The organism is Sphingobacterium spiritivorum (assembly GCF_016724845.1).
In the GTDB taxonomy this organism is placed as follows: Bacteria; Bacteroidota; Bacteroidia; order Sphingobacteriales; family Sphingobacteriaceae; genus Sphingobacterium; species Sphingobacterium spiritivorum_A.
Map to the genome: position 1 here is coordinate 1,259,459 of NZ_CP068082.1, position 17,464 is coordinate 1,276,922.

Annotated in this window: 13 protein-coding genes; 6 read left to right on the forward strand and 7 right to left on the reverse strand. The window is 42.3% G+C overall.

The window, feature by feature from the left end:
• Positions 1-85 precede the first annotated feature (85 nt).
• From I6J03_RS05255 to I6J03_RS05265, 3 genes are all read right to left on the reverse strand, one after another.
• On the reverse strand, positions 86-640 hold the full coding sequence (locus tag I6J03_RS05255; RefSeq protein WP_003007947.1) for a hypothetical protein: 555 nt from the start codon (positions 638-640) through the stop codon (positions 86-88).
• A gap of 24 nt (positions 641-664) precedes the next feature.
• A complete protein-coding gene (locus I6J03_RS05260; RefSeq protein ID WP_003007950.1) occupies positions 665-1,645 on the reverse strand; it encodes a deoxyhypusine synthase family protein in 981 nt (326 codons plus the stop codon).
• Between the two features lie 117 nt (positions 1,646-1,762).
• Positions 1,763-2,860: a mandelate racemase/muconate lactonizing enzyme family protein gene (locus tag I6J03_RS05265; RefSeq protein ID WP_003007953.1), complete on the reverse strand. Its 1,098-nt coding sequence runs from the start codon at positions 2,858-2,860 to the stop codon at positions 1,763-1,765.
• A gap of 199 nt (positions 2,861-3,059) precedes the next feature.
• Between I6J03_RS05265 and gltB the strand changes: the two genes are divergently transcribed.
• The gene (gltB, locus tag I6J03_RS05270; protein WP_003007955.1) at positions 3,060-7,577 is read left to right on the forward strand and encodes a glutamate synthase large subunit; all 4,518 of its coding nucleotides are present in this window, start codon (positions 3,060-3,062) and stop codon (positions 7,575-7,577) included.
• Positions 7,578-7,589: 12 nt separating this feature from the next.
• Positions 7,590-9,056, forward strand: coding sequence for a glutamate synthase subunit beta (locus I6J03_RS05275; RefSeq protein WP_003007957.1), 1,467 nt, complete (start codon positions 7,590-7,592; stop codon positions 9,054-9,056).
• A gap of 129 nt (positions 9,057-9,185) precedes the next feature.
• On the opposite strand, the gene I6J03_RS05280 is transcribed toward I6J03_RS05275, so the two are convergent.
• The 3 genes from I6J03_RS05280 to tgt are packed head-to-tail and all read right to left on the reverse strand — an operon-like array spanning position 9,186 to position 12,342.
• Positions 9,186-10,097, reverse strand: coding sequence for a DMT family transporter (locus tag I6J03_RS05280; RefSeq protein WP_003007958.1), 912 nt, complete (start codon positions 10,095-10,097; stop codon positions 9,186-9,188).
• Between the two features lie 12 nt (positions 10,098-10,109).
• A complete protein-coding gene (locus I6J03_RS05285; RefSeq protein ID WP_003007960.1) occupies positions 10,110-11,189 on the reverse strand; it encodes an LptF/LptG family permease in 1,080 nt (359 codons plus the stop codon).
• 22 nt (positions 11,190-11,211) lie between these two features.
• Complete coding sequence (gene tgt, locus I6J03_RS05290) at positions 11,212-12,342, reverse strand: tRNA guanosine(34) transglycosylase Tgt (RefSeq protein WP_003007962.1); 1,131 nt, start codon at positions 12,340-12,342, stop codon at positions 11,212-11,214.
• 234 nt (positions 12,343-12,576) lie between these two features.
• On the opposite strand from tgt, the gene I6J03_RS05295 reads away from it, so the two are divergent.
• Together I6J03_RS05295 and rsmG are read left to right on the forward strand one after the other, a co-directional pair.
• Positions 12,577-13,725, forward strand: a complete 1,149-nt coding sequence (locus tag I6J03_RS05295) for a glycosyltransferase (protein ID WP_003007964.1) — start codon at positions 12,577-12,579, stop codon at positions 13,723-13,725.
• A 24-nt stretch (positions 13,726-13,749) separates the two neighbouring features.
• A complete protein-coding gene (rsmG, locus tag I6J03_RS05300) occupies positions 13,750-14,385 on the forward strand; it encodes a 16S rRNA (guanine(527)-N(7))-methyltransferase RsmG (RefSeq protein ID WP_003007966.1) in 636 nt (211 codons plus the stop codon).
• 62 nt (positions 14,386-14,447) lie between these two features.
• Here the strand turns inward: rsmG and I6J03_RS05305 are convergent, their stop codons facing one another.
• Positions 14,448-14,678 carry a hypothetical protein gene (locus tag I6J03_RS05305; protein ID WP_003007968.1) on the reverse strand — a complete coding sequence of 77 codons (231 nt, stop codon included), beginning with the start codon at positions 14,676-14,678 and terminating at the stop codon, positions 14,448-14,450.
• A 156-nt stretch (positions 14,679-14,834) separates the two neighbouring features.
• Here I6J03_RS05305 and dprA point away from each other — a divergent pair, with 156 nt between their 5' ends.
• Both dprA and I6J03_RS05315 read left to right on the forward strand, forming a co-directional pair.
• Complete coding sequence (gene dprA / locus I6J03_RS05310) at positions 14,835-15,947, forward strand: DNA-processing protein DprA (protein ID WP_003007972.1); 1,113 nt, start codon at positions 14,835-14,837, stop codon at positions 15,945-15,947.
• Positions 15,948-15,955: 8 nt separating this feature from the next.
• Positions 15,956-17,464 carry an MFS transporter gene (locus tag I6J03_RS05315; protein WP_003007974.1) on the forward strand — a complete coding sequence of 503 codons (1,509 nt, stop codon included), beginning with the start codon at positions 15,956-15,958 and terminating at the stop codon, positions 17,462-17,464.

Consider the following 17,464-nt stretch of genomic DNA (forward strand, 5'->3'; position numbering starts at 1 on the left):
AAATAAAAATTAAGAAAAGACGCGTCCGGCTAAAATACTTTAGCTGGAAAACGTATTCTCAATACAAAAAGATTATTGAAGCTGACTAAGAAGCTATAAAAGTCTTGAATTCTATCCAGAATGCCTTTTTCTTCTCTATATCTACAAACATTTCCTCAAAACTATAAGTATTGAATACCGTGGCGACACGACCTTTCATATAAGAGTTATGCGGTATATGCGGTAAAACAAGAGAGGTAGGTTCAACGCCCAGCAGAATAATTTTTGTAGGAGTGAAAAACTGCATAATGCGTTTGAAATCATTTGGATTGTGTGGATTTGCCAGATTGACAACTGCCACATCAGACGGGGTAAGCTGGAGTGCACCAATGGTTTTGACAAATGCTTCCTGAGCGCCTGCCGAGAAATACGGATACTCCTGATAGCGTAAAATAAAGACGATCCCTCTATCTTTATTTCCCTGATAAATAAACTCCTCCGTCACATCCGTTTTCACTTCTGCAGACAGAGGAGTCTGTATAGACGTTGCTTCCACAAATTCATCCTTCTGACTATCCGCAAAGGACTGCCCGGCAGAAAACAATGTCTCTGACATAAGTGCTTTGATAGCAGCAGGATTATCGGTGAGCAAATTCTTCATGTATAGCGTATGCTAAAGTTAATTCTATTGACCCAATACGTAAGCAAATACCAAAGGCGCCACAATAGTCGCATCAGATTCAATAACAAACTTAGGTGTATCGATATCCAATTTGCCCCAGGTGATTTTTTCATTAGGAACAGCTCCTGAATATGAACCGTAAGAAGTTGTCGAATCCGAGATCTGACAGAAGTAAGACCAGAACGGAACATCTTCCCATTCCAGATCCTGATACATCATCGGCACCACGCAGATAGGGAAATCACCGGAGATACCACCTGCAATCTGAAAAAATCCTACCCCTTTACCGCTGGAGTTTTCACGGTACCATTCTGTCAGGTAGATCATATATTCAATACCGGACTTTACAGTGCTAGCTTTCAGATTTCCTTTGATTACATTCGCAGCGAAGATATTTCCTGTAGTAGAATCTTCCCATCCCGGACATATAATAGGCAGGTTCTTTTCAGCGGCAGCTACAATCCATGAATTTTTAGGATCGATCTCGTAGTATTGTTCCAATACACCAGAATTTACGACCTGATATAAGAACTCATGCGGAAGGTAACGCTCACCTTTAGCTTCAGCTGCATGCCATACATCCTCAAGGTGTTTCTGCAAACGACGGAAAGCTTCTTCTTCAGGAATACAGGTATCGGTAACACGGTTGTAGTGATTATCTAATAACTCTCTCTCCTGCTCAGGAGTCAGATCGCGATAGTTTGGAACTCTTTTGTAATGTGAGTGCGCAACTAAGTTCATCACATCCTCTTCCAGATTGGCTCCGGTACAGGAAATAATTGCAACTTTATCCTCACGGATCATCTCAGCTAAAGAAATTCCCAGTTCAGCAGTACTCATTGCACCACCTAAAGAAATTAACATTTTACCACCTTCGTTCAGATGCGCTTCATAACCTTTGGCTGCATCTACCAATGCTGCTGCATTGAAGTGAAGGTAATTTTTCTCAAGAAACTGAGAAATAGGACCTTTTTGTGTACTCATGATAATTATTAATTATATAAAAATTAAGCAACAACAAAGGTAATAATTTGGATTGAGGTAGGGTAAAGATTTATGACTTTCTCTGCCAGTAAAAAGAGAATACTAAAAGTAGGATGATCAGATCACCCAACTTTCACATTTCTTCAAATATTCCGGATCAATATCCGCTCCTATACCCGGTGTATCGCTTACCGAGATCCGGTATCCGTCATATTGTACTCCTCCAATTACAGGATCTTCCAGATGTCCGACCATACATGTATCCAGATCATAGAATCTGACCGTTTTGGCAGCATAAGCAAAATGTACTTTCGCAGCTAAAGCCAGACGACTCTCCAACATACCTCCTATCATACACGGAATACCAAATTCTGCTGCAACAGCATCTATTTGTAAAGCCTCCGCAATACCTCCTGATTTTGAAAATTTGATATTGATATAATCGCAGGCATCTTCACTGCACAGTCGCTCAGCATCATAATGCGAGTACACAGATTCATCTGCCATAATCGGAACTATTGTTTCTGTCCGCAACTGCGGAAGCAAATGATCATTCCATGTCCGCATTGGCTGCTCACAGTATTGTATTTTAAACGGTTCCAGTCCCTGCAAAGCCTGTACAGCTTGTTCATATGACCAGCCCTGATTTGCATCAATCCGAACAGGCATATCAAAACCTACAGCTTTGCGGATGGCCTTGATGCGGTTAATGTCGGTCTGAGGATCTTTACCCAGTTTCACCTTCAATATCACGGCCCCTTCACGCTGAAGATCTGCGGCTTTTGCAGCCATTTCCTCCGGAGATGCTATACCCAGTGTGATATCAGTCGTAATATCCCGACGTTCTCCTTTTAGAAACTGATATAGCGGCAATCCTGCATGTTTGGATGCAAGATCAAATAAAGCACTGTCAAAAGCGCTTTTAATCGTTTTGTTTCCGGCAATATATAGATCCAGTTCAGCGAGGCGTTCGTGTATAGCCAGCGGATCTTTTCCTTTCCATAGTTTTGCAAAATCACGCGCCAGCACCAGACAGGTGTCCTGAGTCTCGCCTACAATCATCGGAAATGCAGAACACTCTCCCACTCCATATATTCCTTCATCTGTATTTACCCTGATAAAAGTGTTTTGGGCATAGTCCATTGTACCGGTCGCAATGACAAACGGTTCCATCGGAATACTTAGTCTATAAATCTCAATAGTCGTAATAACCATAATTTATTTGTTTACATCCCAAAAGTACAGAATGTTATTCCAATAACAGAAGCTCCAGGCTAATAAAATACAAAATCAATTATATTAGCCATATTTAATTAACAAAGAATCAATATAAATTAGATTTATTTGTGAATAATATAAAAATATAAGACTTTTATTCCTATATTAGCAAACTGATTATATTTTTGAGGAGAAGATGACAAACGAAAGAATAGAGAAAAAAGGACTTTACGACCCTGATTTTGAACATGACGCATGTGGTGTAGGCTTTGTAGCACATATTAAAGGCCGCAAGTCCCACAACCAGGTTAAGGATGCCTTGACCATGTTAGAAAATATGGAACACCGCGGTGCCTGCGGTTGTGATCCGGAGAGTGGTGACGGTGCCGGGATTATGATCCAGCTGCCTCATGAGTTCCTGTGGGAAGAATGTATTTCATTAGGCATTCAACTCGAAGAGCCTGGTTATTATGGAACAGGAATGTTATTTCTGCCAAAAGAAGCGGAAATGAATACACTTTGCAGGAATACAGTCGTTGAAGCCTGTGAAGAACGCAATATGCGCTTTCTGGGATTTCGTACCGTACCTGTAAATCGGGAAGGCATAGGTCCGACTGCGCTCAGTGCCGAACCGGAGATCGTTCAATTCTTTGTAGCACGACCAGAAGGAGTGTTTAACACAGAAGAATTCGAACGCAAACTCTTTGTTCTGAGACGTCTCATCATTCAGAAAATCAAAAAACACCAAGAATATCCTCTCCCTATTTATATTGCCTCTCTATCCTGTAAGACTATCATTTATAAAGGCCAGCTTACAACTTATCAGGTAGGAACTTATTTTAAAGATCTGCGGGATCCTCGTGTTGTATCTGCTTTTGGTCTGGTACACTCCCGGTTCTCCACCAATACATTCCCTTCCTGGTCATTAGCTCAGCCTTTCAGACATATTGCCCATAACGGGGAAATCAATACACTTACCGGCAACTTAAACTGGTTCTATGCCGGTGTACGCTCGCTATCATCGCCTTATTTTACAGACGAAGAAATGCAGATTCTACTGCCGGTTGTAGACAAAGGTCAGTCTGATTCAGCCTGTCTGGACAATGTGGTAGAATTATTATTACACAGCGGCAGAAGTCTGCCTCATGTGATGCTGATGCTGGTACCTGAAGCCTGGGATGGCAACACCCAGATGGATCCATTGAAAAAAGCGTTCTATGAATATCACGCAACACTGATGGAACCGTGGGACGGACCTGCAGCATTGTGTTTCACAGATGGTAAAACTATCGGCGCAACATTAGATCGTAACGGATTAAGACCCTTACGTTATGCTATTACGTCAGATGACCGCGTAGTTGTTGCATCAGAAGCTGGAGCATTGCCTGTTCCTGAAAGCTTAATTATCCAAAAAGGCCGTCAACAGCCCGGAAAGATCTTTGTAGTCGACATGGAAGCCGGACGCATCCGCACAGATGAAGAAGTTAAAGGTGAACTTGTCCGCCAGCAACCTTATGGCGAATGGTTAAATAATTACAAAATCCGTCTGGAAGAACTGGCTGACCCGCGTGTCACCTATACTTACTTATCTAAAGAATCCGTTTTCAAATATCAGCAAGGGTTCGGTTACTCACGTGAGGATCTGGAAACAATTCTCGCACCGATGGCCCTTACCGGATATGAACCTATCGGATCTATGGGAACTGATGTACCGTTGGCAGTTCTGTCTGATCAACCTCAACATCTTTCCAGCTATTTCAAACAGTTCTTTGCTCAGGTTACCAATCCGCCTATAGATCCTATTCGCGAAAGACTGGTCATGAGTCTGGCGACATTTATCGGCAATGCCGGTAATATTCTGATTGAAGATAAAAAATTCTGTCACTGTGTGACATTGCAACATCCTATTCTGACTTCAAGCGAGCTGGAAAAACTTCGCTCGATCGATACGGGTGTATTTCAGGCGAAAACTTTACAACTCTATTTCAAAGCAGACGGTAAACCGGGTTCACTGGAAGATGGCCTGGAAAGACTTTGCCGCTATGCAGATGATGCTGTACGTGACGGATTTGAAGTATTAATCCTTTCGGACAGAGCCATTGATTCACAACATGCACCTATTCCTTCCATATTGGCGGTATCTGCGGTGCACCACCACCTGATCAAAACCGGTAATCGGGGTGCTGTAGGTTTGGTAGTCGAAGCCGGAGATGTCTGGGAAGTACACCATTTTGCTTGTCTGCTGGCATTCGGAGCTACAGCAATCAATCCGTATATGGCACTTGCCAGTATCCGTACAATGAAAGAACAAGGACATCTGGACACCGACCTGACCTGGGATACTTTAAAGAAAAACTATGTAAAAGCTATCTGTGCAGGTTTATTAAAGATATTCTCCAAAATGGGAATATCGACTCTTCAATCGTATCACGGTGCTCAGATCTTTGAGGTACTGGGCATTGATAAATCTGTAGTGGATCAATACTTCTGCGGATCTGTATCCCGCATTGGTGGTCTTTCATTAGACGATATTGCAACAGAAGTTTTGATCAAACACTGGACTGCATTCGGCAATTCAAGAGTGGAAAAGAATCTTCTTCCCGAAGGTGGTGTCTACCAGTGGAAAAGAAGAGGAGAAGGCCATCTCTGGAATCCGCAGACCGTACACTTATTGCAGCAGGCATGCCGCAATAACGATTACGAATCGTATAAAAAATATGCAGGTCTCATCAACAATCAAAAAGAGAAGATGTATACGCTTCGCGGCTTGCTGGACTTTGCAAAACATCGTACAGCTGTACCTATTGATGAAGTAGAATCTGCAAATGATATTATGAAGCGATTTGCTACAGGAGCGATGTCGCTGGGATCTATATCTACCGAAGCGCACAGTACACTGGCTATTGCGATGAACCGTATCGGAGCTAAAAGTAATACCGGTGAAGGTGGAGAAGACGCTTCGCGCTTTATCCCTTTGGCAAATGGAGATTCTATGCGCTCGGCGATCAAGCAAGTTGCTTCTGCACGTTTTGGTGTGACGTCACATTACCTGACTGAAGCTGATGAGATACAGATCAAAATGGCACAAGGTGCAAAACCGGGTGAAGGTGGTCAGCTGCCGGGGCATAAGGTGAACGACTTCATTGCCAGATTGCGTCACTCTACTCCGGGTGTAGGACTGATCTCTCCTCCTCCGCATCACGATATTTATTCTATCGAAGATTTGGCTCAGCTGATCTTTGACCTTAAAAATGCAAACCGCAAAGCTCGTATCAATGTAAAACTGGTATCTAAAGCAGGTGTAGGTACGATCGCTGCAGGTGTTGCGAAGGCGCATGCGGATGTCATCCTTATTGCCGGATATGACGGCGGTACAGGAGCTTCTCCTATCAGTTCGGTCAAACATGCCGGATTGCCATGGGAGCTGGGTCTTGCAGAGGCGCATCAGACACTTGTACAAAACAAACTGCGCAGCCGTGTAGTACTACAGGCTGACGGGCAGATGAAAACCGGACGTGATATTGTGATTGCAACGTTACTCGGTGCTGAGGAATGGGGTGTTGCTACAGCAGCTCTTATCGCCGGAGGTTGTATTATGATGCGTAAATGTCATCTGAATACATGTCCTGTGGGCGTAGCTACTCAGGATCCGGAATTACAGAAATTATTCTCCGGTAAGCCGGAAGATATTGTCAATCTGTTCCGCTTCCTGGCTGAAGAAATCCGTGAGACAATGGCGGAACTTGGTTTCCGTACCATCAATGAAATGGTTGGACGTGCACAGTTCCTCAAAAAACGTGAAAATATCCAACACTGGAAAGCTAAGAAAATTGATTTTTCAAGCATTCTGTATGTAGCCAGAAATTCTGCCGGTGAATCTCTTCACAATACGGAAGAGCAGGATCACGGTATGGGTATGATACTGGATTGGGGCTTACTTAAACAAGCGAAAGCGGCTTTCGAAAGCAAAACACCTGTCTTCGGCACATTTCCTGTAAAAAACACAGACCGTACGGTAGGTACCCTGCTTTCCAATGAGATATCCAAGGTATTCGGTGCGGAAGGGTTCCCGGATAACACGATCAACTACAAATTTGAAGGTTCTGCAGGGCAGTCCTTCGGAGCATTCAATACAAAAGGGATTTCTTTTGAACTGGAAGGTGAAGCAAATGATTATGTAGGAAAAGGACTTTGCGGAGCTCAATTAGCTATTTATCCGACAAAAGACAGTCCATTAGTCGCACATGAAAATATTATCATCGGTAATGTGGCTTTATACGGAGCAACTTCCGGACATCTCTTTATCAACGGTATGGCAGGAGAGCGATTTGCAGTGCGCAATTCAGGAGCGACAGCCGTAGTCGAAGGTATCGGAGACCATGGTTGTGAATATATGACAGGTGGCCGTGCACTGATCCTGGGTCCTACAGGACGTAATTTTGCTGCCGGTATGAGTGGTGGTATTGCCTGGATATACGATATCAACGGTACATTCAGAGAAAACTGTAATATGGAGATGGTAGATCTGGATCCGCTGGATACAGAAGACGAAACGACGATCATTGCCTTATTGAAGCGTCATATCCACCTGACCAAAAGCGAAAGAGCAAATTACATCCTTCAACATTGGGCAGCTGAGAAATCAAGATTTATCAAAGTATTCCCTCGCGAATACAAAAATGTATTACTTAAAAAATTGGTAGAAGCTAAATAAGGGGCAATTGTCATGGGAAAACCAACCGGATTTTTAGAATATGAAAGAACACTTCCTAAAAAGGAAGCAGTTGAAAATAGAAAACAACATTATCAGGAGTTTGTAAAGAGCTATTCTGATACACAACTTAATGAGCAGGCTGCTCGTTGCATGAACTGTGGTATCCCCTTTTGTCACTCGGGATGTCCGCTGGGTAATGTGATTCCTGAATTTAATGACGCCGTCTATGACGGAAGATGGGAAGATGCATACAATATCCTGATCTCAACAAATAACTTTCCTGAGTTCACAGGTCGTATATGTCCTGCTCCATGTGAGTCGGCCTGTGTACTGGGTATCAATAAACCTCCTGTTGCTATTGAAGAGATCGAGAAACATATTATCGAGATTGCCTTCAAAAACAAATTTGTAAAACCAAACAGAAGCTACTTAAAAACAGGTAAAACAGTAGCAGTGATTGGTGCTGGCCCTGCAGGTCTTGCTGCCGCAGCACAGCTGAATAAAGCGGGCCATGATGTCGTGGTATACGAACGTGATGATAAAGTGGGCGGATTGCTACGTTACGGTATTCCGGATTTCAAACTGGACAAATCGATTATCGACAGACGAATTGAGATCATGGAGCAGTCGGGCATAGTATTCCGGACCAACAGCGAAGTTGGCAAAAAAGTCCCGGTATCGGAGCTGGCTCCGTATGATGCTATTGTACTTACAGGAGGCTCTACTATTCCACGCAATCTTCAGATTCCGGGTCGTGAGCTTAAAGGAGTACATTATGCGATGGAATTCCTGAAACAACAAAACAAACGTGTAGGTCAATCTCCGATAGAAGTGGAAGAAATCACGGCTACCGGTAAAAATGTATTGGTTATCGGCGGTGGTGACACCGGTTCGGACTGTGTAGGTACATCCAATCGTCATGGTGCTGTTTCCGTGACCCAATTTGAACTGATGCCGCAGCCACCGAATGCTCGTACCAATGGTATGCCTTGGCCTACTTACCCGATGTTGTTAAAGACAACGACTTCACATGAAGAAGGTTGTCAACGCCATTGGAGTATAAGCACCAAATCATTTGTCGGTGATGACAACGGAAATCTCAAAGGCGCTATCGTAGTTGATCTGGAATGGGAAACTGATACCTTCGGAAGACCTGTTAAATTCACAGAAATAGAAGGATCAGAACGTGAGATCCCATGTGAACTGGTTACATTGGCTATGGGATTTTTACATCCGCAACACGAAGGTCTATTGCAACAATTAGGTGTTGCGCTTGACGGAAGAGGAAATGTACAGGCTACTGAAGGCGAATACAGAACATCGGTAGATAAGGTATTCTCCGCCGGAGATATGCGCCGCGGCCAGTCACTGGTTGTATGGGCAATTTCTGAAGGACGCGAATGCGCCCGTAAAGTGGATGAGTTCTTAATGGGTTCGTCTAATCTTGAAAGCAAAGAAACGATTTATAATTACGCATAATCACCTGCCTTATATCTGTAAAGTCCGGTCCGTGGAAACACACCGGACTTTATTATTATATGCCAGAACTATCTGCAAAGAGGTGACAATAGCATTCCAGGATATCCGGAATAAGGACAGCTGCTGATGTCAATGCAGCTTACGGATAATAAGATCTTTCTGCCGGTTTTCCATTCGGGTCTTGACATATGGATAAAGAAATACAGCCGTCAATACGATCACAGCTCCCACGTAAAAACCCAGACTCATGGTCTCTTTGTGACCAAATATCAATACAGCAAGGATAATCCCATAGACAGCTTCCAGATTGGTCGTCAATGCCACAGTAAATGCCGTCAGTTCTTTCATGACAGCTACTCCCATAACATAAGCAACTGCTGTACATACAACACCCAGTAGCAATAAATACCACAGGTCTTGCTGACTGAGTTGCATACTGGCATTGAAATCGCCAGAGAAAAGCATAAAAACACTGATCCAGAAAAAAGCGCCCAGCATTTCGTAAAAAGTAATAATGGTAGGACTGGATGATTTCACCATTTTTCCATTGAGAATGGAGAATACACTTGCACAGAATGCACATGCGAGACCGCTGATAATGCCAGCCAGATACCGGGTTTCAAATTGAAATATGGTGTATATACCTAAAATAATGATCAGTCCGATGACAATATCCAAAGCTGCTATTTTGCGTTTGTATAACATCGGCTCGAATATCGCAGTATATAATGTTACCGAAGAGAGCGTCACCAGAGTAACGGATACGGTAGATACTTTTATAGAATAAAAGAACAGCACCCAATGTAACCCCACCACAGCACCGGTCATAAAGAATTTAAGAAAATCACGCTTACTGACAACGATACTCTGGCGCTTGAATAGAAAATATACAGCTAATGCAATGGCAGCAATACCTACTCTATACCAGACCAGATGAATCGCTGATACGGAGATCAGTCCACCCAAAATACCTGTAAAACCCCAAATCAGCACGGTCAGGTGCAAAACAAGAATATTGCGGTTAATTTTGATAGAGGACATGAAAAACAAGAATTATTTTGGTGCTTTATACATCAGATAAAGACCTAAACTCAGGAATATCAGATTCGGAATCATGACTGCAATCAATGGAGGCAAACCTCCCTTGAGCGAGAACATCGTTGAAAACTGAATCAATACAATATACACGAAGCTCAATGCGATACCTAATCCCAGACTTAATCCTATTCCTCCCCTCACCTTTTTGGAAGAAAGAGAAACGCCCATCAGCGTCAGAATAAATGCGGAAAACGGATATATATATCGTTTGTATTTTTCCAGCAACAATTCGGTCATCATGCCTGTTCCCCGTGTTTCTTCTTTATCGATACGCTTACTCAGTTCGTCGGTATTCATTGCCGTGAACATATTGTCATATTTTTCAAAATCTGAGGGCTTCATATCAAGCGTAGTATCTTTCTGATCAGCTTTGTCCATGCGTTCATGAAGACCATTGATAACCCGATTGGTATAATTCTCTATTTTCCATTTGGTAGCAACGGAATCCCAGCGGATTCTGTCTGCAATCATCTTTTCTTTCAGACGATCTCCATCAAATTTTTCAAGTACAAAATTATACCCTATTTTTTGTCTTGTATCGAAATTATCAATATACACATACGTATTAGAGTCGATCTGCATGTGGGTAGCAGAGATGGATCCTCCGGCCTTATCCGGCTTGACATACACATTCTCAAAACTCACCTTCATTTTATTTGTGCGGGGAATAATATAAATATTAAACACAAAAGTGACGGCAAAAATGAGAGATGCAGCTATCATGTATGGCCTCAACATTCGGTTGAAGCTCATTCCTCCACTCAGAATAGGCACGATCTCGGTCTGATCTGCCATCTTGGATGTAAAGAAGATAACAGCAATAAAGTTGATCAGCGGAGATAAAAAATTCAGATAGAAAGGAATAAATCCGGCGTAATACTGAAATACTATTTTAGAGATCGGTGCTTTATATTGCAGAAAGTTATCCAGTTTTTCGGAAACGTCAAAGATAACCATGACCACCGTAAAAATAGCCATAGTGAAGACGAACGTCGACAAATACTTCTTAATAATATACCAATCTATTATTTTCATGAATAACAGCTTACGCGTTAGATTACAACCGTTGTCCTAAAACTTTGACCATTTTGTTTTTCCACTCGTAAAATGTGCCATCCACAATCTTCTCACGAGCCTGATTAACAAGCCAAAGATAAAAATGTAAATTATGTAATGAAGCAATCTGGGCTCCTAAAATTTCTTGTGAACGAATCAGGTGTCTGAGGTAGGCTTTGGTATATACCTGATCGGCCATCAGATCACTTTCGGGCTCTATCGGAGAGAAGTCATCTTTCCATTTTTCATTCTTGATATTGATAATTCCGTTCTGTGTAAATAACATACCGTTACGTGCATTACGCGTAGGCATTACACAGTCAAACATATCGATACCCAGTGCAATATTCTCCAGCAGATTGATCGGAGTACCCACTCCCATCAGGTAACGTGGTTTTTCAGTCGGCAATATATTACATACGACTTCTGTCATGGCATACATCTCTTCGGCCGGTTCTCCGACAGACAATCCGCCTATCGCATTTCCTTCCCTGTTGAAGGAAGCAATGACTTCTGCAGATTTTTCACGTAAATCTTTATACACAGATCCCTGTACAATCGGGAAAAGTGTCTGATCATATCCGTACAACGGATCGGTGGTATCAAACCGGTCGCAACACCGCTTAAGCCAACGATGGGTCATATCCAGGGAACGGCGGGCATATCCATAGTCGCAGGGATAAGGAGTACATTCGTCAAATGCCATAATGATATCTGCACCGATGACACGCTGTGTATCCATGACATTCTCCGGGGTAAACAGATGTTTGGAACCATCTACATGTGATCTGAATGTTACACCTTCTTCTTTGATCTTACGCACTTCAGTCAGGGAGTATACCTGATAGCCTCCGCTATCTGTCAGAATAGGGAGATCCCACCCGATAAATTTGTGAAGACCTCCGGCTTTATTAAGGACATCCAGTCCCGGACGCAGATATAAATGATAGGTATTACCCAGGATAATCTGTGCTTCGATATCCTGTTTCAGTTCATGCTGATGTACGGCTTTGACCGTACCTGCGGTACCGACAGGCATAAAGATGGGCGTCTGAATTTTACCATGAGCCGTTTCAATTTCCCCGGCACGGGCTTTAGAAAATTTATCGTTTGCTTGAAGCGTGAATTTCATGAATTAACCTCTCTATCTTTCAGAAACATACAGTCAGGTTGTACCTTTCTATATTTCTTCTGTATCTGACCGTACACCGGCCATTAAAAAACACCTGCAAAAGTACTACAAATTATGGCATCTATTAACATCTCTCCTGTAAATATTGCAATCAAATCGCTCACTTTGACAATAAATAACTAATTTTAACGCTCGAATTCATGATTCAACATAGAATCGTTATAATTTTTTCCAGTGAATATATTTCATTTTTTTCAAAGCCATTTTACATTCTTTTATCTGGCCTTGTTTATTTTAGGTATCTTCTTACTTATCCAGTTGTATTACATTCTGTTTGTATACACTAAAGTAAGCCGGTATCAGGTGCAATCCTATCAGCAGACCACAGATCAGGTGCCTGTTTCTGTTATTATCTGTGCACGTAATGAAGAGAATAATCTAAAATCTTTTTTACCTCTTATCCTCGAACAGGAATACGCTCAGTTTGAAATTGTAGTTGTCAATGACTGTTCGAATGATGACACCCAGTGGGTATTGCAGGACTTTGAACGCAAATATGATCACTTAAAAGTCGTAGAGATCAAGGAACATATTCAACTCAAACACAATAAAAAATTCGGTGTAACTATGGGTATAAAAGCTGCCCGTTATACCCATTTCGTCTTTACAGATGCTGATTGTCAACCCAATTCGCCCCAATGGCTTTCGGAAATGGCGGGTGCATTTACGGACGGAAAAGAGATTATTCTGGGTTACTCACCTTATTTCAGACAAGGCGGATTCCTGAACAAACTCATCCGATTCGAAACTACACATACAGCAATGAGTTACCTTTCGTATGCACTGAAGAAGAATGCTTACATGGGTGTAGGGCGCAATATGGCCTATACAAAAGAATTGTTTTTCAAGGGAAAAGGATTTACCTCTCATATGCATATCAAATCGGGGGATGATGACCTGTTTGTCAATCAGAATGCAACTAAGCTAAATACCCGTATTGTCATACATCCTAATGCCCATATGTACTCGGTGCCTAAAGACAGCTGGAAAAGTTATTACAAACAAAAAGCAAGGCATTCCGGGGCATCTGTTCTTTACAAAAAGAAACATCAGCGCATGTTAGCGACCCAGCTCGCTTCCGGTATCTTATTTTATATTACCTTAATCGCCTGTCTGGCTTTATTCCCTGCGATGTGGTATTATATGGCCGGAGTCTATGCATTTAGACTGCTTTTACAGGTTATTGTCTTTCGCAGTATTTACAAAAAACTTGCAGTACATGATCTTATCTGGTGGTTACCATTTTTAGACCTGTATTACTATTTCTATATTTGCATCAATGGTTTATTCAACAGGAAGAAACCGCAACGGAGCTGGAAATAATTATTTATTCAATCCATACGTATTTTGAATCCATCAGTAGACATTATCTATAAATACTTTCCGAAATTAACGGAAACACAAAAAAATCAGTTTGCACAGTTAGCTGAGTTATATCCTTTCTGGAACAACCAGATCAATGTGATATCGCGTAAAGATATAGAGAGCCTTTATCTTCACCATGTTCTTCATTCATTGGGTATAGCAAAGTTTATGACAGAGATTACAGCGGGAACACATATTCTGGATGTCGGTACCGGAGGAGGATTTCCGGGTATACCTTTAGCCATCTTATTTCCCGAAGTGAAATTTCACCTGGTCGATTCGATCGGAAAAAAAATCAAAGTTGTACGGGAAGTTGCGACAGCATTAGGTCTGACCAATGTGGAAGCCGATCATATGCGTGCCGAGCAGCTGGACTATAAATACGATTTCGTAGTATCCAGAGCCGTAACACGATTAGGTGATTTTGCACCATGGATCCGCAATAAATTTTTGAAACAGGATAAAAACGGTGTTCCTAATGGTATTCTGTATTTAAAAGGAGGAGATCTGAAAGAAGAGATCAAAGAGTCCAGACTCAAAGCGGAACTCCACCCCTTGTCAGATTATTTTACAGAAGATTTCTTTGAAACCAAATACGTGGTCTACGTACCCATGTAGTTGATAACTATGTTTTTGGCTTGTGACAACATTTGACAAGCCAAAAACATATTCGCTTTCTATTATCCGATCTCTTCTCTGATTTTCTGTCCGATCAGATTGATTTCCTCATCCATACCAAACATTGGCAAACCTGTTTCGGGATTCAGCTTCAACCAGGTGGTATCTGTATCCTTAATAATCTGAACATATTCTTTACCTTCTTTGAAGATCACATATGTATCTTCCTCTTCCGGAAATACAGAATATACAATATCTTCTATTTCAATATCAAAGGGCTCTTTTGTTTCCATACGTTACTCGTGTTGTTCAGCCCGAGGCTGCTTTTATTTTTATAAAACCTAGTGAGATTTTCATCTCTTTATCGTAGCAAAGATACGATTCTTCAGAAAATTCCGGGTGGCGAATCAAGTTACAGGATTTATCCTTATCTTTAAGGATAACCATTTATGAATACTTTACTACAAATAGCTTTGACCAAAGTAAAAGGTATTGGTCCCCGATTGTCACGATCTCTTCTTTCTCATTGTGACGCTGTGGAAGCTATTTTTACCGCTTCAAAAAAACAGCTTTTAACCATTCCGGGTATTAATATGGCTATTATCGAGCGTTTACGATCGAAAGAGCTGCTACTGGAAGCGGAGAAGGAGTTGTCATTTATTTCTGCCCATGATATAGATTTGCTCTGGATAGAAGACAATCGTTACCCGAGACGATTACGCGAATGCGATGATGCTCCTCTGGTGCTCTATTATAAAGGATCGGAATCACTCAACCCGGCCAAGACGATCAGTATAGTCGGCACGCGAAAAGCGACTGCATACGGGCAACGTATCTGTGATGAACTGATTCAGGAACTCAGGCTTCCCGGTATACAGATCATCAGCGGACTGGCTTATGGCATTGATATTTCTGCACATCAGGCTGCTCTCCGTAACCAGATCCCCACCTTAGGTATAATGGGTCACGGACTAGACCGTATATATCCGGCTGCACACAGGGCAATAGCCGCAGAGATGCTTTCATGCGGAGGTTTACTCACCGAATTCACGTCCGGTACAAATCCGGACAGGCAAAATTTTCCGATGCGTAACCGGATTATTGCCGGAATGGCTGATGTAACTATTGTTATTGAAGCCGCATCCAGAGGTGGTGCACTGATTACTGCAGAAATAGCGAACACCTACAACCGGGATGTATGTGCATTTCCGGGGGGTATAGATCAGGAATCATCCGCAGGATGCAATTACCTGATCAAAACTAACCGGGCCCACCTTATCCGTCATGCATCAGACCTCTTTTATCTGATGAACTGGGAACAAGAACAGCAACAAAAACCTTCGGCACAACTTTCTTTACTTCCTCCGCAGCTCAGCGAAGAGCAGGAAAAAATATATCAATTTCTGCAACAGCAGAATCCCGCTCCGATTGATGAGATTGCAATACATTGTGCATTACCTCAAAGCCAGCTAGCAATTTCTCTACTCGAACTGGAAATGGAAGGTATTATTCTCTCCATGCCCGGAAAAGTATATAAATTACATCACATATATCAACACTAAACCTACTTATGAAAGAAACAGTTAGTAAAAAGGGAATCTGGAAGGTCATCGGAGCTTCCTCTATGGGGACACTGATCGAATGGTACGATTTCTTTATTTTCGGAAGTCTCTCCGTAGTCATTTCTACGAAGTTTTTTCCTTCAGACAATCCAACGGCAGCTTTTCTGTCCACGTTAGCCACATTTGCTGCCGGATTTGTGGTAAGACCATTCGGAGCCTTATTTTTCGGAAGACTGGGCGATATGATAGGCCGCAAATACACATTTATGGTCACCTTGCTCCTGATGGGAGGGGCAACTTTTCTGATCGGCTGTATTCCGAGTTACGATTCTATTGGTTTCTGGGCACCACTGCTCGTTCTTATTCTGCGGCTTCTGCAAGGATTAGCCTTAGGTGGTGAATATGGAGGTGCAGCCACATATGTAGCGGAGCATGCCCCGAAAGGTCAGCGGGGATACTGGACTTCCTGGATTCAGACAACGGCGACCTTTGGTTTATTTATTTCTCTGATTGTAATCCTGCTGACCAAAAGCATATTATCGGCAGAACAATTTGACGCATGGGGATGGCGAGTACCTTTTATGTTGTCCATTATTATGGTATATGTCTCTTACCTGATCCGTAAGAATATGGATGAGTCCCCGGAGTTTCAGAAAGCCAAGACGGAAGGTAAGGTATCGGCGAATCCTTTGAAAGAGAGTTTTGGCAACCGGTATAATCTGAAGTTTGTACTTCTGGCTCTGTTCGGAGCTGCTATGGGGCAGGGAGTAGTATGGTACACAGGACAATTCTACTCCATGAGCTTTATGAAAACGGTGATGTTTCTGGATTCAGATCAGGCCGATACCATATTAGGAACAGCGCTATTGATCGGAACTCCTTTTTTCATTGTTTTTGGTTGGCTCAGTGATAAGATCGGTCGTAAATGGATTATGCTTTCAGGTATGCTTCTGGCGATCCTTACCTACAGACCCATTTACAAAGCCATGTATGTCGTGACGGATATTCATCAGAAAGAAGAGGTTCTTGCAAAAACCATCCGTACCTCCGGACTGGATGAGGTGCATAATGCTAATTTTGAAACGACCGAAAAAGAATATACAGATGGCACCTCGTCAATAGTCACAACCTCTGCAACTATAGGGGAAGCCAAAGAAACGGTCAAGACGACAATCACTATACAGGGCAAAAACAGAGTATGGCTCACCGCTCTGATCTTTATACAAATTATCTATATTACAATGGTCTATGGTCCTATTGCAGCTTTTCTGGTGGAAATGTTCCCCGTGAAAATACGTTACACGTCTATGTCCTTACCTTATCATATAGGTAACGGTATATTCGGCGGGCTTCTTCCTGCGGTATCAACCTATCTGGCCAGTAATGCAAAGATGGCTCAGGACCCTGAGTTTTATCTTGCCGGACTCTGGTACCCGATTATAATTTCGGCGGCATGTCTCATTATAGGGGCTCTCTATATCAATAAATCTATTATTCACAAAGACGTTAATGACTAA

Bases quoted from the DNA above. Each gene is read 5' to 3' on its own strand.
- I6J03_RS05275 (WP_003007957.1), top strand. From the start codon at position 7,590: ATGGGAAAACCAACCGGATTTTTAGAATATGAAAGAACACTTCCTAAA.
- gltB (WP_003007955.1), top strand. From the start codon at position 3,060: ATGACAAACGAAAGAATAGAGAAAAAAGGACTTTACGACCCTGATTTT.
- I6J03_RS05285 (WP_003007960.1), bottom strand. From the start codon at position 11,189: ATGAAAATAATAGATTGGTATATTATTAAGAAGTATTTGTCGACGTTC.
- I6J03_RS05315 (WP_003007974.1), top strand. From the start codon at position 15,956: ATGAAAGAAACAGTTAGTAAAAAGGGAATCTGGAAGGTCATCGGAGCT.
- I6J03_RS05260 (WP_003007950.1), bottom strand. From the start codon at position 1,645: ATGAGTACACAAAAAGGTCCTATTTCTCAGTTTCTTGAGAAAAATTAC.
- I6J03_RS05255 (WP_003007947.1), bottom strand. From the start codon at position 640: ATGAAGAATTTGCTCACCGATAATCCTGCTGCTATCAAAGCACTTATG.
- I6J03_RS05265 (WP_003007953.1), bottom strand. From the start codon at position 2,860: ATGGTTATTACGACTATTGAGATTTATAGACTAAGTATTCCGATGGAA.
- I6J03_RS05305 (WP_003007968.1), bottom strand. From the start codon at position 14,678: ATGGAAACAAAAGAGCCCTTTGATATTGAAATAGAAGATATTGTATAT.
- dprA (WP_003007972.1), top strand. From the start codon at position 14,835: ATGAATACTTTACTACAAATAGCTTTGACCAAAGTAAAAGGTATTGGT.
- I6J03_RS05280 (WP_003007958.1), bottom strand. From the start codon at position 10,097: ATGTCCTCTATCAAAATTAACCGCAATATTCTTGTTTTGCACCTGACC.
- tgt (WP_003007962.1), bottom strand. From the start codon at position 12,342: ATGAAATTCACGCTTCAAGCAAACGATAAATTTTCTAAAGCCCGTGCC.